General features: G+C 69.7%; 17 protein-coding genes and 2 rRNA genes. 5 read left to right on the top strand and 14 right to left on the bottom strand.

Annotated features, from left to right (window positions below; translation table 11 throughout):
• The first annotated feature begins 426 nt into the window (after nt 1-426).
• The 3 genes from OOK40_RS08640 to OOK40_RS08630 all read left to right on the top strand — a co-directional run bounded on the left by OOK40_RS08640 (nt 427) and on the right by OOK40_RS08630 (nt 5,489).
• Nucleotides 427-2,229 (top strand): glycoside hydrolase family 15 protein, encoded by a 1,803-nt coding sequence (locus tag OOK40_RS08640; protein ID WP_266479028.1) that lies wholly within the window; start codon nt 427-429, stop codon nt 2,227-2,229.
• A 140-nt stretch (nt 2,230-2,369) separates the two neighbouring features.
• Nucleotides 2,370-3,767 carry an FAD-binding oxidoreductase gene (locus OOK40_RS08635; RefSeq protein WP_266477939.1) on the top strand — a complete coding sequence of 466 codons (1,398 nt, stop codon included), beginning with the start codon at nt 2,370-2,372 and terminating at the stop codon, nt 3,765-3,767.
• A gap of 96 nt (nt 3,768-3,863) precedes the next feature.
• Entirely contained in the window at nt 3,864-5,489 is a 1,626-nt protein-coding gene (locus OOK40_RS08630) for a PucR family transcriptional regulator (protein ID WP_266477937.1), read from the top strand.
• Nucleotides 5,490-6,142: 653 nt separating this feature from the next.
• Here OOK40_RS08630 and OOK40_RS08625 read toward each other — a convergent pair.
• The 6 genes from OOK40_RS08625 to OOK40_RS08600 form a co-directional block, all read right to left on the bottom strand.
• Entirely contained in the window at nt 6,143-7,222 is a 1,080-nt protein-coding gene (locus OOK40_RS08625; protein ID WP_266477935.1) for a glycosyltransferase family 4 protein, read from the bottom strand.
• 90 nt (nt 7,223-7,312) lie between these two features.
• The gene (locus tag OOK40_RS08620; protein ID WP_266477932.1) at nt 7,313-8,044 is read right to left on the bottom strand and encodes a hypothetical protein; all 732 of its coding nucleotides are present in this window, start codon (nt 8,042-8,044) and stop codon (nt 7,313-7,315) included.
• Nucleotides 8,041-9,771 (bottom strand): DNA repair protein RecN, encoded by a 1,731-nt coding sequence (gene recN / locus OOK40_RS08615; protein ID WP_266479024.1) that lies wholly within the window; start codon nt 9,769-9,771, stop codon nt 8,041-8,043. The genes OOK40_RS08620 and recN overlap by 4 nt, the downstream gene beginning before the upstream one ends.
• A 178-nt stretch (nt 9,772-9,949) precedes the next feature.
• Nucleotides 9,950-10,867 (bottom strand): NAD kinase, encoded by a 918-nt coding sequence (locus tag OOK40_RS08610; RefSeq protein ID WP_266477930.1) that lies wholly within the window; start codon nt 10,865-10,867, stop codon nt 9,950-9,952.
• A complete protein-coding gene (locus OOK40_RS08605; RefSeq protein WP_266477928.1) occupies nt 10,864-11,679 on the bottom strand; it encodes a TlyA family RNA methyltransferase in 816 nt (271 codons plus the stop codon). Before OOK40_RS08605 ends, OOK40_RS08610 begins: the two co-directional genes overlap by 4 nt.
• A gap of 7 nt (nt 11,680-11,686) precedes the next feature.
• Complete coding sequence (locus tag OOK40_RS08600; protein WP_266479020.1) at nt 11,687-11,959, bottom strand: hypothetical protein; 273 nt, start codon at nt 11,957-11,959, stop codon at nt 11,687-11,689.
• A 198-nt stretch (nt 11,960-12,157) separates the two neighbouring features.
• Between OOK40_RS08600 and OOK40_RS08595 the strand changes: the two genes are divergently transcribed.
• Nucleotides 12,158-12,505: an SCP2 sterol-binding domain-containing protein gene (locus tag OOK40_RS08595; RefSeq protein ID WP_266477926.1), complete on the top strand. Its 348-nt coding sequence runs from the start codon at nt 12,158-12,160 to the stop codon at nt 12,503-12,505.
• Between the two features lie 18 nt (nt 12,506-12,523).
• Here OOK40_RS08595 and OOK40_RS08590 read toward each other — a convergent pair whose 3' ends face one another.
• From OOK40_RS08590 to OOK40_RS08575, 4 genes are all read right to left on the bottom strand, one after another.
• On the bottom strand, nt 12,524-13,324 hold the full coding sequence (locus OOK40_RS08590) for an ABC transporter ATP-binding protein (protein ID WP_266477924.1): 801 nt from the start codon (nt 13,322-13,324) through the stop codon (nt 12,524-12,526).
• Nucleotides 13,325-13,359: 35 nt separating this feature from the next.
• Nucleotides 13,360-14,397 (bottom strand): iron chelate uptake ABC transporter family permease subunit, encoded by a 1,038-nt coding sequence (locus OOK40_RS08585; RefSeq protein ID WP_266477921.1) that lies wholly within the window; start codon nt 14,395-14,397, stop codon nt 13,360-13,362.
• The gene (locus OOK40_RS08580) at nt 14,394-15,353 is read right to left on the bottom strand and encodes an iron ABC transporter permease (RefSeq protein ID WP_266479017.1); all 960 of its coding nucleotides are present in this window, start codon (nt 15,351-15,353) and stop codon (nt 14,394-14,396) included. The genes OOK40_RS08585 and OOK40_RS08580 overlap by 4 nt, the downstream gene beginning before the upstream one ends.
• A 185-nt stretch (nt 15,354-15,538) precedes the next feature.
• Nucleotides 15,539-16,567 carry an HAD-IIA family hydrolase gene (locus OOK40_RS08575; protein WP_266477918.1) on the bottom strand — a complete coding sequence of 343 codons (1,029 nt, stop codon included), beginning with the start codon at nt 16,565-16,567 and terminating at the stop codon, nt 15,539-15,541.
• A gap of 72 nt (nt 16,568-16,639) precedes the next feature.
• Here OOK40_RS08575 and OOK40_RS08570 point away from each other — a divergent pair, with 72 nt between their 5' ends.
• Nucleotides 16,640-17,920: a DUF1015 domain-containing protein gene (locus tag OOK40_RS08570; protein ID WP_266477916.1), complete on the top strand. Its 1,281-nt coding sequence runs from the start codon at nt 16,640-16,642 to the stop codon at nt 17,918-17,920.
• Between the two features lie 67 nt (nt 17,921-17,987).
• Here OOK40_RS08570 and OOK40_RS08565 read toward each other — a convergent pair whose 3' ends face one another.
• The 4 genes from OOK40_RS08565 to OOK40_RS08550 form a co-directional block, all read right to left on the bottom strand.
• Nucleotides 17,988-18,671 carry a tetratricopeptide repeat protein gene (locus tag OOK40_RS08565; protein ID WP_266477915.1) on the bottom strand — a complete coding sequence of 228 codons (684 nt, stop codon included), beginning with the start codon at nt 18,669-18,671 and terminating at the stop codon, nt 17,988-17,990.
• Complete coding sequence (locus OOK40_RS08560) at nt 18,656-19,930, bottom strand: hypothetical protein (RefSeq protein ID WP_266477913.1); 1,275 nt, start codon at nt 19,928-19,930, stop codon at nt 18,656-18,658. The genes OOK40_RS08565 and OOK40_RS08560 overlap by 16 nt, the downstream gene beginning before the upstream one ends.
• A 219-nt stretch (nt 19,931-20,149) precedes the next feature.
• Nucleotides 20,150-20,266, bottom strand: a 5S ribosomal RNA gene (gene rrf, locus OOK40_RS08555).
• Between the two features lie 118 nt (nt 20,267-20,384).
• Nucleotides 20,385-23,508: ribosomal RNA gene (locus OOK40_RS08550) — 23S ribosomal RNA — on the bottom strand.
• Nucleotides 23,509-23,808 lie beyond the last annotated feature (300 nt).

Genomic DNA, 23,808 nt, shown 5'->3' with positions numbered 1-23,808 from the left:
ACCGGCGTGCCTTCCGGTCGTCCGGAGGGTGCCGTCGCTGCGGTTTCGGGGCCTCTGATTTGCACAGGACGGCCACCGGTCCACGGGGTACCAGGGTATCAGCGCCGACGGGAGACTGCTTCCGGCCACGCGTCGCCACTTGCGTACGCCGCTCACCAGGACTCACTCTTGGCTCACTCGTTCGGCTGAGTTGTGTTGCCGAGACGGGCGCGCAGATCATTACTGTGCGTCGTATCCTGCTCGGACACTCGCTCGCCGAGCGATGCAGAGGGGCGCGCGAAGCGCATCGAGCAGGGTGGTGGAGGGCGACGGGTGGGACGTCACATGACACCATCCTCCGTCGACCAGAACACCGCGCTCGTCGACGACCCTTGACAGCAGTAAGCGCCCCTCGGGGCGGACGTGGCCGTTCGACTGGAGATGCACGTGGCCGGGCGCATCGAGGATTACGCACTAATCGGAGACATGCAGACCGCAGCACTGGTCTGCAGGGACGGAACAGCGGACTGGCTGTGCCTACCCCGCTTCGACTCGCATGCCATTTTCGCGGGCCTCCTCGGTACCGAGGAGCACGGCTTCTGGCGGCTCGGTCCCGCGCACTCCGCGGAGGCGGGGCCTCCGGCCGCCGACCGGCGTCGCTACCGCGGCGACTCGCTGATCCTCGAATCGGAGTGGGACACGCCGCGCGGCACGGTCCGCGTGACGGACTTCATGCCGCCGCGTGACGGCGCACCCCAGCTCATCCGGATCGTGGAGGGCGTGAGCGGGCGCGTGCCGATGCGCTCCGCACTGCGCATGCGCTTCAGTTACGGGCGTGTGGTGCCCTGGGTCCACAAGGTCGACGGGCGCACGGTCGCCGTCGCCGGACCGGACTCGGTCTGGCTGGACACCTCCACGGAGACGTACGGCAAGAACCTCACCACGTACTCCGACTTCACCGTCGCCCCCGGCGAGCGGATCGCGTTCACGATCAGCTGGCAGCCCTCGCACCACCAGCCGCCTGCGCTGCCGGACCCGGAGGGTTCGCTGGAGGCGACCGAGGACTTCTGGCGGGAGTGGGTCGAGCACTGCACGTACCACGGGCCCTACCGCGAGGCCGTGGTCCGCTCGCTGATCACACTGAAGGCGCTGACCTACGCGCCGACGGGCGGGATCGTGGCCGCGCCGACGACCTCGCTGCCGGAGGAGATCGGCGGCGTACGCAACTGGGACTACCGCTACACCTGGCTGCGCGACGCCGCGATCACCCTCTCCTCGCTGCTGCGCACCGGCTACCGCGAGGAGGCCCGCGCCTGGCGCGAGTGGCTGCTGCGCTCGGTGGCGGGCGACCCGGAGAACCTGCAGATCATGTACGGGATCGCGGGCGAACGGGAGCTGGGCGAGGCCGAGTTGGACTGGCTGCCCGGCTATGAGAACTCCGCTCCGGTACGTGTCGGCAACGGCGCGGCGCACCAGCTCCAGCTGGATGTGTACGGCGAGGTCACCGAGGCGCTGCATCTGGCGCACATGACCGGCCTGGCGCGCAACGACTACGCCTCGCTGCTCCAGCTCAAGCTGATCCGCTACCTGGAGAAGCACTGGGACCAGCCGGACGAGGGCATCTGGGAGGTGCGCGGGCCGCGCAGGCACTTCGTGCACTCGAAGGTCATGGCGTGGGTCGCGGTCGACCGGACGATCAAGCTGATCGAGTCCGGCGACGCCGACGGTCCCATCGAGCGGTGGCGCGAGCTGCGTGACGACATCCACCGCGATGTCTGCGAGAAGGGGTACGACCAGGAGCGCAACACGTTCACGCAGTCGTACGGCTCCAAGGAGCTGGACGCCTCCCTGCTGCTGATTCCGCAGATGGGCTTTCTGCCGCCGGACGACAAGCGCGTCATCGGCACGATCGAGGCGATCCAGCGGGAGCTGGGCACGGAGGACGGTTTCGTCCTGCGCTACCCGACCGCGGGCGAGGACGCCGGTGTGGACGGTCTGGAGGGCGACGAGGGCGCGTTCCTGGCCTGCTCGTTCTGGCTCGCGGACGACCTGGCGATGATCGGCCGGGTGGACGAGGCGCGGCGGCTCTTCGAGAAGCTGCTCTCGCTCCGCAACGACCTGGGGCTGCTTGCCGAGGAGTGGGACGCGAAGCTGCAGCGGCAGGTGGGGAATTTCCCGCAGGCGTTCAGCCATGTCCCCCTGATCGACACGGCGCTGCGGCTGACGGCATCGGGCGCGTACGGAGGATAGAGCGCGAGGAGCGCGGCACGAGCGCGGCCGACGAAGAGCGCGGCAGGACCAGGAGCGCGGCAGGACGGCTCGACCGATCATGTCTTCCTTGTCGGGACTACGATGAAAATGTCCTGTCGCGCCCTCGGAAGGGGGCCACTATGGCGCCCCAAGACATCACGGAGGCCGCGCTGGCCGGCTTCCGCAGGGAACTGACCGGCGATGCGTACGCCCCCGGTGATGCGGAGTACGACGACGCTCGCACCATCTTCAACGGCATGATCGACCGGCGTCCCGCCGTCATCGCCCAGTGCGAGACGGGACCGGATGTCGCCAGGGCGGTCCGCTTCGGCCGCGACAACGATCTGGAGATCGCCGTCCGCGGCGGCGGCCACAGCGTCGCGGGCATGGCGGCGACCGACGGCGGAATCGTCGTCGACCTGCGTCGCATCCACACCGTGGTCGTCGATCCCCAGTCCCGGGCCGCACGGATCGGCGGCGGCGCCACCATGAGCCATCTCGACCGGGCGACCCAGCCCCACGCTCTGGCGACCACCGGCGGGCGGGCGTCCACCACCGGCGTCGGCGGCTTCACGCTGGGCGGCGGATCGGGCTGGCTGGAGCGCAAGTGGGGCCTGGCCTGCGACAATCTCATCGCCGTGGAGCTGGTGACCGCCGACGGCGACACCGTCCACGCCAGTGCGGACGAGAACCAGGAGCTGTTCTGGGCGCTGCACGGCGGTGGCGGCAACTTCGGCGTTGCCACGGCCATCACCCTGCAACTGCATGCGCTCCCTGCGATGTCGATGGTCATGCTGCTGTTCCAGCCCGAGGCCGGACCCGAAGTCGTGCGTGCCTACCGTGACTTCATCGAGTCCGCGCCGGACGAGGTCGGCGGCGCCTGTCTCTATCTCACCGGGCCGCCCGAGCCGTTCGTTCCCGAGCACATGGTCGGCAAGCTCGTGCTCGCCGTGCTGGTGACCTACGCGGGCTGGGAGGACGAGGTCCGTGATGTGAGCGAGCCGATGCTGGGTCTCGGCCACGAGGCGGAAGTCATCGCCGAACTGCCCTACGCGGAGCTGCAGTGCATGCTCGACGACCCGCCGCTCATGCGTAACTACTGGTCCGCGGAGTTCATGGCGGGTTTCCCGGACGAGGCCGTCGACGTCTACTGCTCCCGCGCGGCCGACATGCCCGTACCCACCGGCACACAGCACGTCCTGTTCCCCATGGGCGGCGCGGTGGCCAGGGGCCCGGCCGACTATCCGGTGCCCTGGCGCGAAGCGCCGTGGGCCGTGCATCCCTTCGGGATCTGGGAGAGCCCCGAGGACGACGAGCGCGCCAAGAAGTGGGTGCGGGACGTACGCGCCGATGTGGAGCCCTGGTCGCTGAGCGCGACGTATCTGAACTTCATCGGGCAGGAGGGGCAGGAGCGGGTGGTCGCCGCCTACGGCGAGGACAACTACAAGCGCCTGGCCGCGGTCAAGGCGGAGTACGACCCCGAGAACGTGTTCCGGCTCAACCACAACATCAAACCAGCGTCCCCGAACGGGGCATGACGATTGCCCGCGGGCCCTGGTGATGTGCGCGGACGCACCGGCCCGGTAGCGTCCGCGTCGCCGGTCCGGCCCGATGAAAGCGCGAGGCGACAGTCAGTGGAGACCCAAGGTGGCATCACGGTGCAGCAGGCACTGGAACTGCCCGGACTGCGCGCCGGACTTCCGGAGGTCGTCGCCGGCGCGGACCGGCTGCAGCGGACGGTGCGCTGGGTGCACGCCGGTGAGGCGCCCAACATCGCCTCCCTGCTCAAGGGCGGCGAGCTCCTGCTCACCACGGGCATGGGGCTCGGCACCCGGCCCGCCGAACAGCGGGCCTCCGTACGCCGGCTCGCGGACCGCGGCATCGCCGCGCTCGTGGTGGAGCTGGGGCCGCGCTTCAGCCGGCTGCCCTCGGTGATCGTGGAGACCGCGCGGGCGGTCGGACTGCCGCTCGTGCAGCTGCACCGGGAGGTCCCCTTCGTCTCGGTGACCGAGGAGGTCCACACCGAGATCGTCAACGGGCACTACGCCCTGCTGCGGCAGGCCGAGGAAGTGCACCGGCGTTGTACGGAGGTGCTGCTGGAAGGGGGCGGGGTGCCCCAAGTGCTGCGTATCCTCGCCGACTTCACGGCGAACCCCGTCTTCCTGGAGACGGCGGACGGACAGCTCCTGTTTGCGGCGGGATCCGATTCGGGACGGGCCGGGGCGGATCCGCTCCAGGTCTGGGACAGGCTGCGGAGCCAGCGTGCGGCACGGGAGTCGCCGCCGGCCGGGACGGTCCTGGTCGACGTCCCCGGCGGCGGTCAGGGCGCCGCGTCGGTACGCGCCCGCCTCGTCCTGCTGGCCGTCGGCTCCCCGCTGCTGACGGTGCACCGGATGGCGGCGGAGCGGGCGGCCGGGCTGCTGGCCGTCGTCCTGATGCAGGCCCGCCAGGAGGAGGAGCTGGCGGCCCGCGGCCGCGGCGACTTCCTGACGGATCTGGCGGAGGGCCGCATCACGGCGGAGGACGCGCCGGCCCAGGCGAGGGTCCTTGGCTTCAAGCCGGGCGAGGGACCGCTGCTGCCGGTCGTCATGCGCCTGGCCGCGGAGCTCTCGCCGTCCGGGAACTGGGCGTTGCTCGCCCGTGCCGTGCTGGAGGAGCTGTCGGCGGTCGGCGTACCGGTGCTGCTGGGCGTACGCCCCGTGGAGGGCCGGGTTCCGCTCCTGCTCGGCCTGCGCTCCGAGTCCGAACGCACGGCCGTCGCCGACCGGGTCGCCGCGGCGCTGCGGGCGGGAGTCGAACGGGCCGGCCTGGAGCGCGCGGGCGCGCACCCGCCGGTCGTGGTCGTCGGCATGGCGGGCGGCTGGGCGGCGGCATCGGCGGGCCTGCGCCACGCCTCGGAAACGGCGACGGCGGCGCAGGGCCTCTCGGACCGCCCGTGGTACGACGCGCGCCGCCTGGACATCGACCTCCTGCTGTGGCGCCTGCGGGACCACCCGGACCTGTCGGCCTTCGTGGAGCGCGCGATCGGCCCCCTGCGCGACCACGACGCGTCCTCGCGCCCGCCGCTGCTCCCGACGCTGCAGACGTACTTGGCCCACGCGGGCCGCAAGGCGGAAACGGCCCGCGAACTCCACCTGAACCGCCAGACGCTGTACAACCGCCTGGCTCGCATCTCGGAACTCCTGGGCACGGACCTGGACGACCCGCAGACGGTACTGGCCTTGAGCCTGGCACTGAGAGCGAGGCGGCACGCGGGGTGAGGCGCGGGGTGCGGGGTTTGGGGTGCCCGGTGCCGCGGGGTGGCCGTTTGGGGTCCGCTCCGGGGTGAAGCCGGGACTGCATGATTTACGGCGCGTCTCTGGTCTGCCGTGGGGCGCGGGCGTCCCCGCGCCACAAATCACGCTCTACGTCCCGACTCCACCCGCTCCGCGGCCCCCTTGCCGGGTGGCTGCAATTGGTCGCCCAGCGCCGCGGTGTGGATGGGCCGCGAGCCGTCAGCTCGCGCCGCGAAGCCCGCGCGCCGGGAGTCGGCCAGTCCGCGCCACGAAGCGGGCGCACTTGGGACGTGGGGCCGTAGCCCCCACGTCCCACTTCCCCTCTGCGGGCGGAGGCGGTCAGCCCGCGCCGCGAAGCGGGCGCACTCGGGGTGTGGGGGCGGAGCCCACAAATTGCCCTTCCCCCATTGGGGGCTGGGGCCTGCGCCGCGAAGCGAGCGCTTCGGGGGTGTGGGGGCGCCAGCCCCACGTTCCCCCTCCCCCTGGGGACCGGGGGTCTGCGCCGCGAAGCCGGCGCATCGGGGTGTGGGGGCGCCAGCCCCCACGTAACCCCAGGGGTCCGGGGCGGAGCCCCGGTTCGGGATGGGGGTACCTCCCACGGCCGCCAGGCCGTAGGGGGAGGGCGGGGTGGGGGAAATTCAGCGCCCCGCCACCACCTCGTCGTACACGCTCAGAACCTGCGCGATCGTCTCGTCCTCCGTCGGCCACGTCCCCGCCTGCACCCGCCCCGCCGCCGCCAGTTCCCCCCGCCGCCCCTCGTCCGCCAGCAGTCGTGTCACCGCGTCGGCCAGCGCGGCCGCGTCCCCGTACGGGACCAGTTCCGCCGCGTCGCCCACGAGTTCCGGGATGCCGCCGACCGCCGTCGCGACCAGGGGGACGCCCAGGCGCAGGGCCTCCTGGGCGAGCAGCGAGCGGGCCTCCCAGCGGCTCGGGAGGAGGGCGACGTCCGCCGCAGGGAGGAGATCGCCGATGTCGTCCCGGCGGCCCACCAGCCGTACCGGCAGACCCTCCGTCTCGATGCGGCGCTGGAGCGCACCCCGCTCCCGTCCCTCCCCCGCGATCACCACCAGCGGCATCGGATCGAGGCCGCGCCACAGCCGTGCCGCGTCCAGCAGTGTCCCGTACCCCCGGTGCGGCACGAGGCTGCCCACGGCCATCAGCAACGGCCGGTCCACCGCGCCCAGTTCGGCCCGCGACTTGTCCTCGGCGCGGCCCGGACGCCCCTGCGGTGCGGGCACCGCGACCGGCGCGAGGCGGGCGTCGCGCGCGCCGCGCCGACGGGCCCGGTCGACCAGTTCGGAGCAGGTGCCGAACACAACCGCCGCCGCCCGCGCAGCCCTTCGCTCCAGCAGCCGCAGCACCTGACCGCGCGCGCCCTCGGCGTGCGAGCGGGTGTGCCAGGTGACGACGAGCGGCACGCGCTGCCCGCTGAGCGCCAGCGTGGCGCGTACGGCGGCGTGCAGCCCGTGCGCGTGCACGACGTCCGCCTTCGCGCAGGCCGCGCGCAACGCCCCGATCGCCGCCGGATCGCTCCGCCGCGGTACGGCGGCGAAGTGCGCCCCGGCGCCGGGGAAGTCGTAGAGGCGCTTCAGTTCGGCGGGGGCGCACACCGTCACCCGCACGCCCCGCGCCACCAGCCCCGCGGCCAGCGACCTGACATGCGCGCTGCTGCCCGCACTGCCGCCGCCCAGCACCTGGACCGTACGCAGCTGTGTCACGCGCCAAGGATGCCAGCCCGCACGCACGTTCCGGCACTGTCGTGGTGTCGTTGACGTGTCCCGGCCGGGCGGCGCGGGGCGCGGTGTCACTCACATGGGTGATCCCGCGAGCCTGCTGACCTCGTCCCCGTACACGGCGGCAGCGATCAGGCCCGCCGCGTGAACGGCAAGCCCGGCACGGCCGTTGCCCGCGACGATCGCGGTGCCGAGTGCCGCGCCCAGGGCGTGCGCCCCGCTGTCGCCGAGCATGGTCCGCTCGCCCAGGTCCTCGGTGACGATCGCTGCGGCGGCTCCCATGGGCGCCGCGGCGAGCGCACCGGCGGTGCCCCGGCGCAGCAGGCCGGGCGCGCCGATCCCGAGCACGGAGACGGCGGCCCGTCCCGGCGCGACGTCCACGAGGTTGACCAGGTGCGCGGTGCCTGCGATCACGATCCCGGCGAGGAGCTTGTCGACGGGCCGCTCCTTGAGCAGAGCCCCCGCGGCGAGCCCCGCGGCCCCGATCCCGAAGAGCTTCACGGCCCCGCTGGTCACCTCGCCCTGCCCGAGCGCGCTCAGGTGCGCCCTGAAGCCGCGCCGGTGGTCCCCCTTCAGGTCGTCGTACGCCCCGCACGCCCCCGCCGCGACCACCGCGACAGCGGCCCGGCCCGAAGTCGCCAGCGCGGCCCCGACCGCGGCGGCGGGCCCGGCGTAGAGGTCGACCGTGCGGCCCGCGTAGTTCTTGCGCTGCCACTGCGCGGGGTCACCGGGCGCCCGCCTGCGCAGCACCTCGTACACGGACCGGGTCGCCCCGAAGGCGGTGGCGAACGCGGTCGAGCGCCTCATCGACCGTCCGCCCGCGCCGTAGCGAGCAGTTCCTCAGCATGCGCCCGCGCCGTCTGGGAGTCCTCCTGGCCCGCCAGCATCCGCGACAGCTCGCGCACCCTGTCCTCCCCTTCGAGAACCGTGACGCCGGACCGGGTCACCGACCCGTCGTTGGTCTTCTCGACCAGCAGCTGCCGGTCGGCGAACGCCGCCACCTGCGGCAGATGTGTCACGACCACCACCTGCGCCGTCTTCGCGAGCTTCGCCAGACGCCGCCCGATCTCGACCGCGGCCTTTCCGCCCACGCCCGCGTCGACCTCGTCGAAGAGATACGTCGGCACTGGGTCGGTCCCGGCAAAGACGACCTCGACGGCGAGCATCACGCGCGAGAGCTCGCCGCCCGAAGCCCCCTTGGCGATCGGCCGCGGCGGCGCGCCCGGGTGCGGGGCCAGCAGCAGTTCGACCTCGTCGACACCGGAGGGGCCGTACGCCACGGTGCGGCCGCCGACCTCGACACCCTCCGGGTCCTCACTCTGGCGGATCTCGAACGACACGCGCGCGTGCGGCATCGCGAGCGAGGCCAGCTCCTCGGTGACCGCTTCGGCGAACCGCGCCGCCGCCTCCGTACGTGCATCCGTCAACGCCTGTGCCAGGCCCGACAGTTCGCTGCGCAGCGCGTCCCGCTCGGCCGCCAGCTCCCCGATCCGGTCGTCGTCGCCGTCCAGCTCGGTGAGGCGCTCGGCGCTCTGCTCGGACCATGCGAGTACGGCGGCAATGCCTTCACCGTGCCCGCCGTACTTGCGCGTCAGCGCCGTCAGCGCGGCCCGCCGTTCCTCCACCGCGGCGAGGCGCAGCGGATCGGCGTCCAGATTGTCCGCGTACCCGGCCAGCTCTCCGGCCACATCACCGAGCAGGATCGAGATCTCGCCCATCCGGTCGGCGAGCGCGGCGAGCGCCGGGTCGTGGGAGCGCACGGCGTCCAGCGCCCGTCCCGCGCCCGCGACGAGCGTCGCGGCGTCCACGCCCTCCGGATCCTCGGGATTGCCCGCCAGCGCGGCGTGGGCGACGGACGCGGCGGAGGCGAGAGCCTCGGCGTGCCCGAGCCGTTCGGCCTCGGCGGCGAGTTCGACGTCCTCGCCCGCGCGCGGTTCGACGCCCTCGATCTCGCCGAGACCGAAGCGCAGCAGATCAGCTTCCTGTGCCCGCTCACGCGCGCGCGTGGTCAGCTCGTCCAGCTCCACGGAGACGGCCCGCAGCCGCCGGTACGCGGCCGCGTACTTGGCATGCGGCCCGGTGACCGCGTCGCCCGCGTACCGGTCGAGTGCCTCCCGCTGCCGCGCGGGCCGCAGCAGCCCCTGCTGGTCGGTCTGGCCGTGTACGGCCACGAGCTCGTCGGCCAGCTCGGACAGCATGCCCACCGGCACGGACCGCCCGCCGATGTGGGCGCGCGAGCGCCCCTCCGCCGAGACGGTTCTGCTGATCAGCAGAGTGCCGTCGTCGAGTTCCGCCCCGGCCTCCTCGGCCCGCAGCGCGGCCGGGGCACCGGGGGACACGCTGATCCGCCCCTCCACCACCGCCGACTTTGCGCCGATCCGCACCAGCGCGGGATCGGCGCGCCCGCCGAGCAGCAGCCCCAGGCTGGTGACGACCATGGTCTTGCCCGCGCCCGTCTCGCCGGTCACCGCGGTGAAACCGGGCGACAGCTCGACGACAGCGTCGTCGATGACCCCGAGCGACCGTATCCGCATCTCCTCCAACACGGACACGACCTTACGAGGTCCGGGGCCCGCCGTGCGACGGACCCCGGGTCCTGATTCACTCTCCCGGGCCGAGACCACGTAAAACGCCGGGAGTCCGGGGGTTGCCCCCCCCGAAAGACACAGCACTCGACCGGGAAGAACCGCGTGACCCGCCCATGCGTGATGTCTAGTGCGGCTTGCCGCGCCACCCCGACACCGGGAGCGCGAACTTCGCCACGAGCCGGTCCGTGAACGACGCGTGATGCAGTCGCGCCAGCCGCACAGGAACGGCACCCCGGCGCACCTCCACCCGTGCCGCGGGCGGCAGTTCGATGGTTCTGCGCCCGTCGCACCACAGCACCCCGTGCGGAGTGTTCCGCTGCACCTCGACCGCGAGCACCGACGTCGGAGACGTCACCAGCGGCTTGGCGAACAGCGCGTGCGCGCTGATCGGCACCATCAACAGCGCCTCCACCTCCGGCCAGACCACCGGCCCGCCCGCCGAGAAGGCGTACGCCGTCGAGCCGGTCGGTGTCGCGCAGACGATGCCGTCGCAGCCGAAGCCGGTCACCGGCCGCCCGTCGATCTCCAGGACGACCTCCAGCATCCGGTCGGGCGAGACCTTCTGCACGGCCGCCTCGTTCAGCGCCCAGTCCCGGTGCACGACATCGCCGTTGGTGTGCACGACGACATCGATGGTCATGCGCTCCTCGACCTCGTAGGCGCGCGTGACGACCCGGTCGACGACCTTGTCGAGGTCGTCGCGCTCGGCCTCCGCGAGAAAGCCGACCCGCCCCAGGTTGACGCCGAGCATCGGCACCCCGGACGCACGGGCGAACTCGGCGCCGCGCAGCAGCGTTCCGTCCCCGCCGAGGACGATCAGCAGCTCACAGCCGTCGAGCACTTCCGGGGTCGCCTCGTTCACCGTCTCGACGGACGGCGGCAGTGGCAGATCGGCTGCCTCCGCCGCCAGTACGCGTACGCCGAGACCGCTGCGCAGCAGCCCCTGTACGACGAGTTCCGCGCTGCGGATCGCCGCCGGGCGCCCGGTGTGCGCGAGCAGGAAAACGGTGCGCGCTGGTGTCGCTGCTGATGTGGTTGTCAACGAGGTCCCTCCGCCACTGCACGGTCGACATCCGCCGGATCGAGCTGGGGCGCTCCGGCCCGGAGCCACAGAAAGTACTCGACGTTTCCGGAGGGTCCCGGCAGCGGACTGGCCGTGACGCCCTGCACGCCGAGCCCGAGCTCGGCGGCCTTGCGCGCCACGGCCTTGACCGTGTCCGCGCGCAGCTCGGGGCTGCGGACGACCCCACCGCTGCCGAGGCGGTCCTTACCCACCTCGAACTGCGGCTTGACCATCAGCACCAGATCCGCGTCGGGTGCGGCACAGCGCGCGAGCGCGGGCAGCACAAGACCGAGCGGAATGAACGACAGATCGCCCACCACAAGGTCCACCGGCACTCCGTCGATCGACTCCAATGTCAATTCACGCACGTTGGTACGGTCTTTGACACTCACGCGTTCATCACTCTGAAGAGACCACGCGAGTTGCCCGTAGCCGACGTCGACCGCCACGACGTGTCCGGCGCCCGATCGCAGCAGTACGTCCGTGAAGCCGCCCGTCGACGCACCCGCGTCCAGAGCCCGCCGTCCCTCGATCTTGAGCCCGAGCGGCATGAACGCGGCGAGCGCGCCCGCGAGCTTGTGGCCGCCGCGCGAGACGTAGTCGGGGTCGCTGTCGTCGGAGGAGACGACGATGGCCGCGCTGGTCTCGACCTGGGTGGCGGACTTCGTCGCGGTGTTGCCGCCGACGGTCACCCGCCCCGCGGCGATCAGCTGGCTCGCGTGCTCGCGCGAGCGCGCGAGGTTGCGGCGTACCAGCTCGGCGTCGAGACGGCGGCGGGCCACTCCTGCCACGTTCGGTTCAGCTCCTGTGGTTGTACGAAGGCGAGGGCAAGGGCCCCGCGGGTGCGGGCGCCGGGCGTGCGTCGAGCGCGGTCAGCGCGTCCCGCAGCCCCCGGTGTACATCCTCGTACACCTCGAGATGTCCGTCCGCAGGGAGGTGGTCGGCGTCGGCCAGCCGCTCCAGCTGGGCGTCCACGCCCGCGTTGCCTGTGGGCACGCGGTGGACGCCCAGGGGCGCCGGCGCGGCGGGCTCGTACGGCTGGGGCGCAGCAGGTTCGTACGCCTGGGGCACGGCGGGTTCGTACGCCTGGGGCACGGCGGGTTCGTACGCCTGGGGCACGGCGGGTTCGTACGCCTGGGGCACGGCGGGCTCGTACGCCTGAGGGGCAGTGGATTCCGCGTGGATCCCCTGCTCGTCGATCTGCGGTCCCGGCAGCGAGTCGCTCATGCCCAGACGCTACCGCGAAGCCCTGCGGTACGGTCGATCACGATGGCGACGACGGAAGAGTGCCGCAGCGCACTCGACAAACTCTCGGACAACCTGGCGCAGGCGGACGGCGATGTGCGGGGCGCGGCCGCGCTCGACCGTTCCCTCAGCTGCCACATCAAGGACCTGGACATCACCTTCACCGGCCGCCTCGACGACGGCCGGATCGAGGTGACGGACACCATTCAGGGGCCGCCGGTCGAGAAGGCGCAGATCCGCCTCGCGATGAGCGGCGACGACCTGGTGGCGATGGTGAACGGCGAGCTGAACTTCGCGAAAGCCTGGGCCTCGGGCCGGGTCAGGCTCGAGGCGGGCTTCCGCGATCTGCTGCGTCTGAGGACGCTGCTGTAGCCAGTACGAGGGCAGCCGCTACGACGCGGCGGTGGCGCGCCTGCGTGCCGCCGGCACCACCAGCGGCGTTCCGGACTCCGGATCGTCGATGACCTGGCTCTTCACCCCGAAGACGCGTTCCACCAGCTCGGCGGTGACCACGTCGGCGGGCGCGCCCTCGGCGACGACCGTCCCCTCGCGCAGGGCGATGAGGTGCGTCGCGTAGCGGGCGGCCTGGTTGAGGTCGTGGAGTACGGCGACGAGTGTGCGCCCCTGCGTCTCGTGCAGCTCGGCGCACAGGTCGAGCACCTCCAGCTGATGCTGGATGTCGAGGAAGGTCGTGGGCTCGTCGAGCAGGAGCAGCGGCGTCTGCTGGGCGAGCGCCATCGCGATCCATACGCGCTGGCGCTGGCCGCCGGACAATTCGTCGACATAGCGCTCTGCCAGTTCGCCGACTCCGGTCGCGGCCATCGACTCCTCGACAATCCGCTCGTCCTGCGCCGACCACTGGCGCAGCAGCCCCTGGTGCGGATAGCGGCCGCGCGCGACCAGGTCGGCGACGGTGATCCCGTCCGGCGCGATCGACGACTGCGGCAGCAGGCCGAGCGTCCTGGCGACCTTCTTGGCGGGCAGGGAGTGGATGGAGTGCCCGTCGAGCAGGACGCGGCCGTGGGACGGCTTGAGCATCCGGGACAGGGCGCGCAGCAGTGTCGACTTTCCGCAGGCGTTCGGGCCGACGATCACCGTGAAGGAGTTGTCGGGGATCTCCACCGAGAGGTTCTCGGCGATGACGCGCTGGTCGTAGCCGAGGGTGACCGATTCCGCGGTGAGGCGCTGCATGGGGTGCGTACTCCTGGATTCGTGGTTCACGGGGTTCATATGCGGCCCGCCTTGCGTACGGTGACCAGCAGCCAGAGCAGATAGCAGCCGCCCAGCACCCCGGTGACCACGCCGACCGGCAGCTGGCGGTCGCCGAAGCCGGTGGTGGCGGCCCAGTCGGCGATCAGCAGCAGCGCGGCGCCCATCACGGAGGCGGCGGCCAGGTTCGGCCCCGGCGACCGGGTCAGCCGTCGGGCGAGCTGCGGGGCGCTCAGCGCCACGAAGGCGATCGGCCCGGCGGCCGCCGTCGCGACCGCGATGAGCAGGACGCCCGAGCCCATGAGCACCAGGCGGGTGCGCTCGACGGGCACTCCCAGGGCGTACGCGGCGTCGTCGCCCATCTCCAGCATCCGCAGCTGCCGCCCGTGCGCGAGGATCAAGGGGACGAGTGCGGCGAACACGCCGAGCAGCGGCCAGACCTGCGCCCAGTCGCGGCCGTCGAGCGAGCCGGTCATCCACAGCGTGGCCTGGGTGGCCTCGACCAGGCTGGCCTTGGTGACCAGATAGTGGTTGGCCGCGGTGAGCATGGCGGCGATGCCGATGCCGACGAGGACGAGGCGGTAGCCGTGCACACCGCGCTTCCACGCCAGAACGTAGACCCCGACACCGGTCACCAGTCCGCCGACGACCGCGCCGCCCGCCACCGCGAGCGCTCCGCCGTCGAAAAGGACGATCACGCCGAGCGCGCCGACGGTGGCGCCCTGCCCGAAGCCGATCACATCCGGACTGCCCAGCGGATTGCGGGAGATGGACTGGAAGATCGCGCCGCTGAGGGCGAGCGAGGCGCCGACGAGCAGCCCGACCAGCACACGCGGCAGCCGCAGGTCCTGGACGATGAACTCCTGGGCCTGGGTGCCGTTCCCGAGCAGCGTGGCGACGACCTCGCCGGGCGAGATGGGGAAGTCGCCGCTGCCGATGAGTACGACTCCGGCAGCCACGGTGACCGCGGCAAGCAACAGAGATACGACAAGCGATCGCGGATCGATCCGCAGGGAGAGCCCGCCGGGGGTGCGTATGGCTTTCACGGCTTTCACAGCTGGGCCATCCTCTTGCGGCGGACAAGGTGAATGAAGACGGGCCCGCCGATCAGCGCGGTGACGACGCCGACCTGCAGCTCGGAGGGGCGGGTGACGACCCGGCCGATGACATCGGCGCCCAGGAGCAGGACCGGCGACAGGATCGTGGCGTACGGCAGGATCCACCGCATGTCGGGCCCCGTGAGGGAGCGCACGAGATGCGGGATCATCAGCCCGATGAAGACGATCGGCCCGCAGGCGGCGGTCGCGGCCCCGCACAGCAGGGTGACGGTGAGCATCGCCAGTGCGCGCGTACGGTTCAGATGGGCGCCGAGCGCGCGGGCGGTGTCGTCGCCCATCTCCATCGCGTTGAGCGGCCGTGCGAGCAGCAGCGCGAGGACCACGCCGATGCCGATGAAGGGCGCGATCTTGCGGATGGTCTCCATGTCGGCCGATGCGAGCGAGCCGACCGTCCAGAACCGGAGTCGTTCGAGTGCGGCCGAGTCCAGCAGCTGTACGGCGTTGATGTAGCCGTAGAGCGCGGCGGTGGCGGCGGTCCCGGCGAGGGCGAGTCGTACCGGGGTCGCGCCGCGGCTGCCGCCGAGGACGTAGACGAGTACGGAGACGACGGCAGCGCCGATGAACGCGAACCAGACATATCCGGTCAGCGATGTGACGCCGAGGAAGCTGACGGCAGAGACGACCGCGGCCGACGCCCCCGCGTTCACGCCCAGCAGGCCGGGTTCCGCCAGCGGGTTGCGCGTCAGGGCCTGCATCACCGCGCCCGAGAGCCCGAGGGCGGCGCCGACGATCAGTCCGAGCAGGGTCCGCGGCACCCGGACATCGTGGATGATCACGTCGTTGCCGACGCCCGCGTTGTGGAACAGTCCGTGCCACACCTCGGAGAGCGGAATCGACTTGGCGCCGACGGCGATGCTCGCGACGCAGACCAGCAGCAGGACGCCGAGAGACACGAGCAACCCGGCAGCGCGCAGGGCATGGCGCTTGCGGGGCTCGGTCGCGGATATCGGCTCCGCGCTCTGTTTGGGGGGACTGTCGACCAACACGAGGTTAGGTTAGCCTACCCTCCCATCGCGACAGGCGCGGAGCTGCAGACTCAACCCCCGGGCGGGCACCCCCGATTCGCGCGCCGGCGGTTCTACAGGCCCAGCCGGGACAGCGCCTTGTCCGCGTCCAGCCTGGACACCCCGTCCCCCGCCTGCGTCCAGGCCGCCGCACACAGCGCCCTCAGCCCGTCCAACGGCTCACCCTCACCGTCGAGCGCGAGCGCATCGTCCCGTACGGACGCGGTCCACCCTCCGCACACGAATCCACCGTCCGTCTCGGCCACTTCGGGCTGCCCGGTCAGCATCCCCCGCAGATCGGCGTCGACATAGGTCGGCCGGTGCTCGGGCGGCGCCGCCAGCAGCTGCGCACCGTCAGTCACCCCGGTCAGTACGAGCAAGGAGTCGACGCCTCCGTTGAACGCGCCCTCGATGTCCGTGTCCAGCCGGTCCCCCACGACCAGCGGCCTGCGCGCGCCCGTCCGCAGGATCGTCTCCTTGTGCATCGGCGGCAACGGCTTCCCCGCCACCTGCGGCTCCGCGCCCGTCGCTATCCGTACGACCTCCACGGCCGCGCCGTTTCCGGGCGCGATGCCCCTCGCGCTGGGAATCGTCAGATCCGTGTTGGACGCGAACCACGGCACACCCCGCGCGATCGCGTAGCACGCCTCCGCGAAGCGCCCCCACGTCAGATCCGGCCCGCCGTACCCCTGCACCACAGCCGCCGGATCGTCGTCGGCGAACTCCACCGGCTCAAGACCCCGCTCGCGCAGCGCGACCCGCAGCCCTTCCCCGCCGATCACCAGCACCCGGGACCCGGCCGGCACCTGCTCGGAGATCAACCGGGCGACCGCCTGCGCGGAGTTGATGACATCCGCCGCATCGGTCGGGACACCGAGCTCGGTGATGTGCTCGGCCACGGCCTCGGGCGGCCGCAGCGCGTTGTTCGTCACATACGCGAGGTGCATCCCGCCCTCGCGCGCCGTCAGCAGCGAGTCCACTGCGTGGGCGATCGCCTCACCGCCCGCGTAGACCACCCCGTCCAGGTCCAGCAGCGCCGTGTCGTACGCCTCGCTCAGCGCCGTCCCGCTCCCGCTCGGCCGGGTCCTGTGCTGCTGACTCATTCGCATACGCTCCTCGTTCCGGGCCACTCCCCCGATCATCGCTCATCCCCGGAGCCCACATACGATGCACAAATGAACACCGAAGGTCCCGCGGCCAACGACGGTCTGCACCTGATCCCGTTCCGTGGGCTGCGCTATGTCCCCGAGCGGGTCGGCAGCCTCGCCGCCGTGACCTCGCCGCCGTACGACGTCGTCGTCAGGCCCGACGGCCTGCACCACCTGGAGTCGGCGGACCCCCACAACATCGTCCGGCTGATCCTCCCGCAGGCGAACTCCACCGGCGACCGCAATCAGAAGGCCGCCGACACCCTCGCCCGCTGGCTGACCGAGGGCATCCTGGCCGCGGACCCGGAACCCGCGCTGTATGTGTACGAGCAGCGCCAGGGCGATCTCCTGCAGCGAGGCGTCATCGGCGCGCTCGCCCTGTCCGAACCGTCCGAAGGCGTCGTTCTCCCCCACGAGGACGTGATGCCGGACATCGTCGCGGACCGCGCGGCCCTGATGCGTACGACCGCTGCCAATCTGGAACCGCTGCTGCTGACGTATCGCAGCATGGGCAGCCCGACCGGCGCGACCGCCGTCATCGAACGCACCGTCCTGCGCGCCCCGCTCCTGGAGACCACCACCGAGGACGGCTTCAGCCACCGCCTGTGGTCGGTGACGGACCCCGCCGATCTCGCAGAGATCCGCTCCGACCTGTCCGAACGCCAGGCCCTGATCGCCGACGGCCACCACCGCTGGGCGACCTATCTGCGGCTGCGCGCCGAGCACCCCACGCCCGGCCCCTGGAACTACGGCCTCGTCCTGCTGATCGACACGGCCCGCTACCCGCTGCGGGTACGCGCCATCCACCGGGTACTGCACCGCCTCCCGGTCTCCGAAGCCCTGGCGGCCGTGGGCGGCTCCTTCCGTGCCCGGCGCCTGGACGTACCGCTCCCGCAGGCTCTGGAGGCCCTCGGGGAGGCTGCCGCGGAGGGGAACGCCTTCCTGCTCGCGGGCGACGGCGTCTTCCACCTCCTCGACCGCCCGGACCCGGAGCTGCTGTCCCACACGGTGCGCGCCGACCGCCCCGAAGCCTGGCGCACGCTCGATGCGACCGTCCTGCACTCCACGCTCCTGGACCACATCTGGCGGATCCCGGACACCCCGGAGTACATCGCGTACATCCACGACACCGAGGCGGCCGTCACCCAGGCCGAACGCCGGGGCGGGACCGCGGTGTTGATGCATCCGGTACCGGAGGACGTCGTACGCGACCTCGCCCGCGAGGGCGTCACGATGCCCCGAAAGTCGACGTCCTTCGGCCCGAAGCCGGCGACGGGGCTGGTCCTGCGGAGCCTGACGCTGGACTGAAACGAGAAAGGGCGGCACCCGCTGGGGGTGCCGCCCTTTCTCGTCACATCCTGCTACTCACGTCCTGTTACTCGGACTTGTCGCCCTCGACGTCGCCCGACTCGACATCGGAGTCGTCATCGGACTCCTCATCGGCGTCGCCATCGGCGTCGGCTTCCGGCTCGGCGTCCGCGGCACCCTCGTCGATGGCGTCGACGAACTCGACACCGTCCAGCTCGGCCAGCCGGTCCGACGCGTCGGTCGCCCCGTCCTTGTCGGCCTCGAGCGCCTTCGCGAACCACTCACGCGCCTCGCCCTCACGCCCGGCCGACAGCAGAGCGTCGGCATAGGCATAGCGCAGCCGCGCGGTCCAGGGCTGTACGGAGCTGGACGCCAGCTCCGGGCTCTGCAGGGTCACGATGGCGGCCTCGATCTGCCCCATGTCCCTGCGCGCACCGGCCGCGACCAGCCGCATCTCGACCTGACCCGCCTTGTCGAGCTTCTGCACCTCGGGCTCACCGGCCATCGCCATCGCCCGCTCGGGGCGCCCGAGTCCGCGCTCGCAGTCCGCCATGACGGGCCACAGCTCGACGCTGCCGGTCATCCGCTTGGCCGCCCGGAACTCGGCCAGCGCCTCCGCGTACTTCTGGTTCGCGTACGCGGCGAAGCCCGCGGCCTCGCGCACAGCGGCCACACGCGAGGCGAGCCGCAGAGCCACCTTGGAGTAGGCGTACGCCTGCTCGGGGTCCTCGTCGATCAGATTGGCGACCATGACGAGGTTCCTCGCGACGTCCTCGGCAAGACCCTTCGGCAGGCTCTGGAGCTCCTGCCGTACGTCCTTGTCGATCTCGTCGCCCGTGACGTCGTCGGGAATCGGCAGCCGCTTGATCGGCTCGCGCTCGGGGCGGTCGCGGTCGCGGTCGTCACGGCGTCCGTAGCCACCACGGTCGTCGCGCTGTCCGCCGCGGTATCCACCGCGGTCGTCGCGCCGGTCATCGCGACGGTCGTCACGACGCGGCCCGCTCGGGCGCTCGTCGCGGCGTCCGTAGCCGCCGCCACCACTGCTGGGGCGCCCGCTGGGACGTCCACCGCGGTCGTCATCGCGACGCGGTCCGCTCGGCCGCTCATCACGACGCCCATAACCACCACCGCTGCTGCTGCTCGGCCGGGAGCCACCACGGTCGTCGCGCTGCCCACCGCGGTAGCCACCACGGTCACGGTCGTCATCACGACGGAACGACGGACGCCCACCACGGTCGTCATCACGACGCGGCCCACTCGGGCGCTCGTCACGACGGTCATCGCGCGGGCGCTCGTCACGGCGTCCGTAGGCGCCGCCACCGCTGGGGCGCCCGCTGGGACGTCCACCGCGGTCGTCATCGCGACGCGGTCCGCTCGGGCGCTCGTCACGGCGGAACCCGCCCGGACGCTCGTCGCGACGGTCGTCGCGCGGTCCTTTGTATCCACCACCGGAACGGTCGTCACGCCGGAAGCCGCCGCCACCACCGCTGCTGCTGCTCGGCCGGGAGCCACCACGGTCATCGCGCTGCCCACCGCGGTAGCCACCACGGTCACGGTCATCATCACGACGGAACGACGGACGCCCACCACGATCGTCATCACGACGCGGCCCACTCGGACGCTCGTCACGACGTCCGTAACCGCCACCACCACTGGGGCGCCCACCACGGTCGTCATCGCGACGCGGCCCGCTCGGACGGTCATCACGACGCCCAGCGCCACCACCGCCACCACCGGAACGGTCGTCACGCCGGAAGCCGCCACCACCGCCGCTGCTGCTCGGCCGCGAGCCACCACGGTCATCGCGCTGCCCACCGCGGTAGCCACCACGGTCACGGTCATCATCACGACGGAACGACGGACGCCCACCACGATCATCATCACGACGCGGACCACTCGGACGCTCGTCACGACGGTCATCGCGCGGGCGGTCATCACGACGGTCGTCGCGCGGACCGCGGTAGCCACCACGGTCGTTGTCACGCCGCGGCCCACGATCCCGGTCGTCACGGCCACCGCGGAAGCCGCCCCGGTCACCACCGTCCCTACGACGCGGCTCGCGCTCCGGACGGTCGTCGGGAGAGTTGGTGGACATCGGCGTAACTCCTGTCTTCGGGTACTGCAGTCATTCTCGCGCAGCCGGCCATCGGACGCGCTTCGGAAAAGCATGCAAAACAAAAAAGACCCGTGGTCCAGCGTGAACGCTGGACCACGGGTCCTTGAAAGATTGTTCGGCGGCGTCCTACTCTCCCACAGGGTCCCCCCTGCAGTACCATCGGCGCTGAAAGGCTTAGCTTCCGGGTTCGGAATGTAACCGGGCGTTTCCCTAACGCAATGACCACCGAAACCCTATCGGGCTCTAGCGAACAAGCACACTTTTCAATTAAGTAAATTAATTAGTGAAACTGGTTCAACCGGTGCGACTGTTCGCAACCCGGGAACCACACAGTGGACGCGAGCAACTGAGGACAAGCCCTCGGCCTATTAGTACCAGTCAGCTCCACCCCTTGCGGGGCTTCCACATCTGGCCTATCAACCCAGTCGTCTACTGGGAGCCTTAACCCCTCGAAGGGGGTGGGAGTCCTCATCTCGAAGCAGGCTTCCCGCTTAGATGCTTTCAGCGGTTATCCTTTCCGAACGTAGCCAACCAGCCATGCCCTTGGCAGGACAACTGGCACACCAGAGGTTCGTCCGTCCCGGTCCTCTCGTACTAGGGACAGCCCTTCTCAAGACTCCTACGCGCACAGCGGATAGGGACCGAACTGTCTCACGACGTTCTAAACCCAGCTCGCGTACCGCTTTAATGGGCGAACAGCCCAACCCTTGGGACCGACTCCAGCCCCAGGATGCGACGAGCCGACATCGAGGTGCCAAACCATCCCGTCGATATGGACTCTTGGGGAAGATCAGCCTGTTATCCCCGGGGTACCTTTTATCCGTTGAGCGACGGCGCTTCCACAAGCCACCGCCGGATCACTAGTCCCGACTTTCGTCCCTGCTCGACCCGTCGGTCTCACAGTCAAGCTCCCTTGTGCACTTACACTCAACACCTGATTGCCAACCAGGCTGAGGGAACCTTTGGGCGCCTCCGTTACTCTTTGGGAGGCAACCGCCCCAGTTAAACTACCCATCAGACACTGTCCCTGATCCGGATCACGGACCCAGGTTAGACATCCAGCACGACCAGAGTGGTATTTCAACGACGACTCCACCTGAACTGGCGTCCAAGCTTCACAGTCTCCCACCTATCCTACACAAGCCGAACCGAACACCAATATCAAACTGTAGTAAAGGTCCCGGGGTCTTTCCGTCCTGCTGCGCGAAACGAGCATCTTTACTCGTAGTGCAATTTCACCGGGCCTATGGTTGAGACAGTCGAGAAGTCGTTACGCCATTCGTGCAGGTCGGAACTTACCCGACAAGGAATTTCGCTACCTTAGGATGGTTATAGTTACCACCGCCGTTTACTGGCGCTTAAGTTCTCAGCTTCGCCACACCGAAATGTGACTAACCGGTCCCCTTAACGTTCCAGCACCGGGCAGGCGTCAGTCCGTATACATCGCCTTACGGCTTCGCACGGACCTGTGTTTTTAGTAAACAGTCGCTTCTCGCTGGTCTCTGCGGCCACCCCCAGCTCAAGGAGCAAGTCCTCTCACCAGTGATGGCCCCCCTTCTCCCGAAGTTACGGGGGCATTTTGCCGAGTTCCTTAACCATAGTTCACCCGAACGCCTCGGTATTCTCTACCTGACCACCTGAGTCGGTTTAGGGTACGGGCCGCCATGAAACTCGCTAGAGGCTTTTCTCGACAGCATAGGATCATCCACTTCACCACAATCGGCTCGGCATCAGGTCTCAGCCTCAATGTGTGACGGATTTGCCTGCCACACGGCCTACACCCTTACCCCGGGACAACCACCGCCCGGGCTGGACTACCTTCCTGCGTCACCCCATCGCTTACCTACTACCACCTTGGGCCGGCGGCTCCACCACTCCCCTTTGCCCGAAGGCTCCAGGACGGCTTCACGGCCTTAGCATTAATGGGTTCAGTACTGGGCGTTTCAAAGCGGGTACCGGAATATCAACCGGTTGTCCATCGACTACGCCTGTCGGCCTCGCCTTAGGTCCCGACTTACCCTGGGCAGATCAGCTTGACCCAGGAACCCTTAGTCAATCGGCGCACACGTTTCTCACGTGTGTATCGCTACTCATGCCTGCATTCTCACTCGTGTACCGTCCACCACTCGCTTACGCGGCGGCTTCACCCGGCACACGACGCTCCCCTACCCATCCCAGCGGGCGTTGGCCCTCATGCTGGAATGACACGACTTCGGCGGTACGCTTGAGCCCCGCTACATTGTCGGCGCGGAATCACTTGACCAGTGAGCTATTACGCACTCTTTCAAGGGTGGCTGCTTCTAAGCCAACCTCCTGGTTGTCTCTGCGACTCCACATCCTTTCCCACTTAGCGTACGCTTAGGGGCCTTAGTCGATGCTCTGGGCTGTTTCCCTCTCGACCATGGAGCTTATCCCCCACAGTCTCACTGCCGCGCTCTCACTTACCGGCATTCGGAGTTTGGCTAAGGTCAGTAACCCGGTAGGGCCCATCGCCTATCCAGTGCTCTACCTCCGGCAAGAAACACACGACGCTGCACCTAAATGCATTTCGGGGAGAACCAGCTATCACGGAGTTTGATTGGCCTTTCACCCCTAACCACAGGTCATCCCCCAGGTTTTCAACCCTGGTGGGTTCGGTCCTCCACGAAGTCTTACCTCCGCTTCAACCTGCCCATGGCTAGATCACTCCGCTTCGGGTCTTGAGCGCGCTACTATATCGCCCTGTTCGGACTCGCTTTCGCTACGGCTTCCCCACACGGGTTAACCTCGCAACACACCGCAAACTCGCAGGCTCATTCTTCAAAAGGCACGCAGTCACGACGCACAGAGTAAACTCTGCACGCGACGCTCCCACGGCTTGTAGGCACACGGTTTCAGGTACTATTTCACTCCGCTCCCGCGGTACTTTTCACCATTCCCTCACGGTACTATCCGCTATCGGTCACCAGGGAATATTTAGGCTTAACGGGTGGTCCCGCCAGATTCACACGGGATTTCTCGGGCCCCGTGCTACTTGGGTGTCTCTTAAACGAGCCGCTGATGTTTCAGCTACGGGGGTCTTACCCTCTACGCCGGACCTTTCGCATGTCCTTCGCCTACATCAACGGTTTCTGACTCGTCTCATCGCCGGCAGACGATGACAAAGAGATCCCACAACCCCGTATGCGCAACCCCTGCCGGGTATCACACGCATACGGTTTGGCCTCATCCGGTTTCGCTCGCCACTACTCCCGGAATCACGGTTGTTTTCTCTTCCTGAGGGTACTGAGATGTTTCACTTCCCCTCGTTCCCTCCACACTGCCTATGTGTTCAGCAGCGGGTGACAGCCCATGACGACTGCCGGGTTTCCCCATTCGGAAACCCCCGGATCAAAGCCTGGTTGACGGCTCCCCGGGGACTATCGTGGCCTCCCACGTCCTTCATCGGTTCCTGGTGCCAAGGCATCCACCGTGCGCCCTTAAAAACTTGGCCACAGATGCTCGCGTCCACTGTGCAGTTCTCAAGCAACGACCAGCCACCCACCACCCCGTCGACAAGCAACGAGTTCACTGGGGCCGGCATCGCGAAGGTCCAGACGTTTCAGTCCGTACCCTCAGATACCCAACAGCGCGCCCGGCACGACCAGTCAGGAGGTCACGTTCCACGCCGAAGCAGTACTAGTGATCCCAACTCATCGTGCCGAATAGTCAACGTTCCACCCATGAGCAACCAGCACCGGACGTACGCCGGTGTACTGGCCTCTGACCAGACCGAGGTCTGGTGAGAAGTGCT

It is taken from the genome of Streptomyces sp. NBC_01481 (assembly GCF_026339995.1).
In the GTDB taxonomy this organism is placed as follows: Bacteria; Actinomycetota; Actinomycetes; order Streptomycetales; family Streptomycetaceae; genus Streptomyces.
The sequence above is the reverse complement of the archived record's forward strand: the minus strand, read 5'-3'. Positions and strand labels throughout refer to the sequence as shown.

Excerpts from the sequence above, each read along its gene's own strand:
- OOK40_RS08635 (WP_266477939.1), top strand. The coding sequence starts at position 2,370 with ATGGCGCCCCAAGACATCACGGAGGCCGCGCTGGCCGGCTTCCGCAGG.
- OOK40_RS08620 (WP_266477932.1), bottom strand. The coding sequence starts at position 8,044 with ATGAGGCGCTCGACCGCGTTCGCCACCGCCTTCGGGGCGACCCGGTCC.
- recN (WP_266479024.1), bottom strand. The coding sequence starts at position 9,771 with ATGCGGATACGGTCGCTCGGGGTCATCGACGACGCTGTCGTCGAGCTG.
- OOK40_RS08595 (WP_266477926.1), top strand. The coding sequence starts at position 12,158 with ATGGCGACGACGGAAGAGTGCCGCAGCGCACTCGACAAACTCTCGGAC.
- OOK40_RS08590 (WP_266477924.1), bottom strand. The coding sequence starts at position 13,324 with ATGCAGCGCCTCACCGCGGAATCGGTCACCCTCGGCTACGACCAGCGC.
- OOK40_RS08575 (WP_266477918.1), bottom strand. The coding sequence starts at position 16,567 with ATGAGTCAGCAGCACAGGACCCGGCCGAGCGGGAGCGGGACGGCGCTG.
- OOK40_RS08570 (WP_266477916.1), top strand. The coding sequence starts at position 16,640 with ATGAACACCGAAGGTCCCGCGGCCAACGACGGTCTGCACCTGATCCCG.
- OOK40_RS08565 (WP_266477915.1), bottom strand. The coding sequence starts at position 18,671 with ATGGTCGCCAATCTGATCGACGAGGACCCCGAGCAGGCGTACGCCTAC.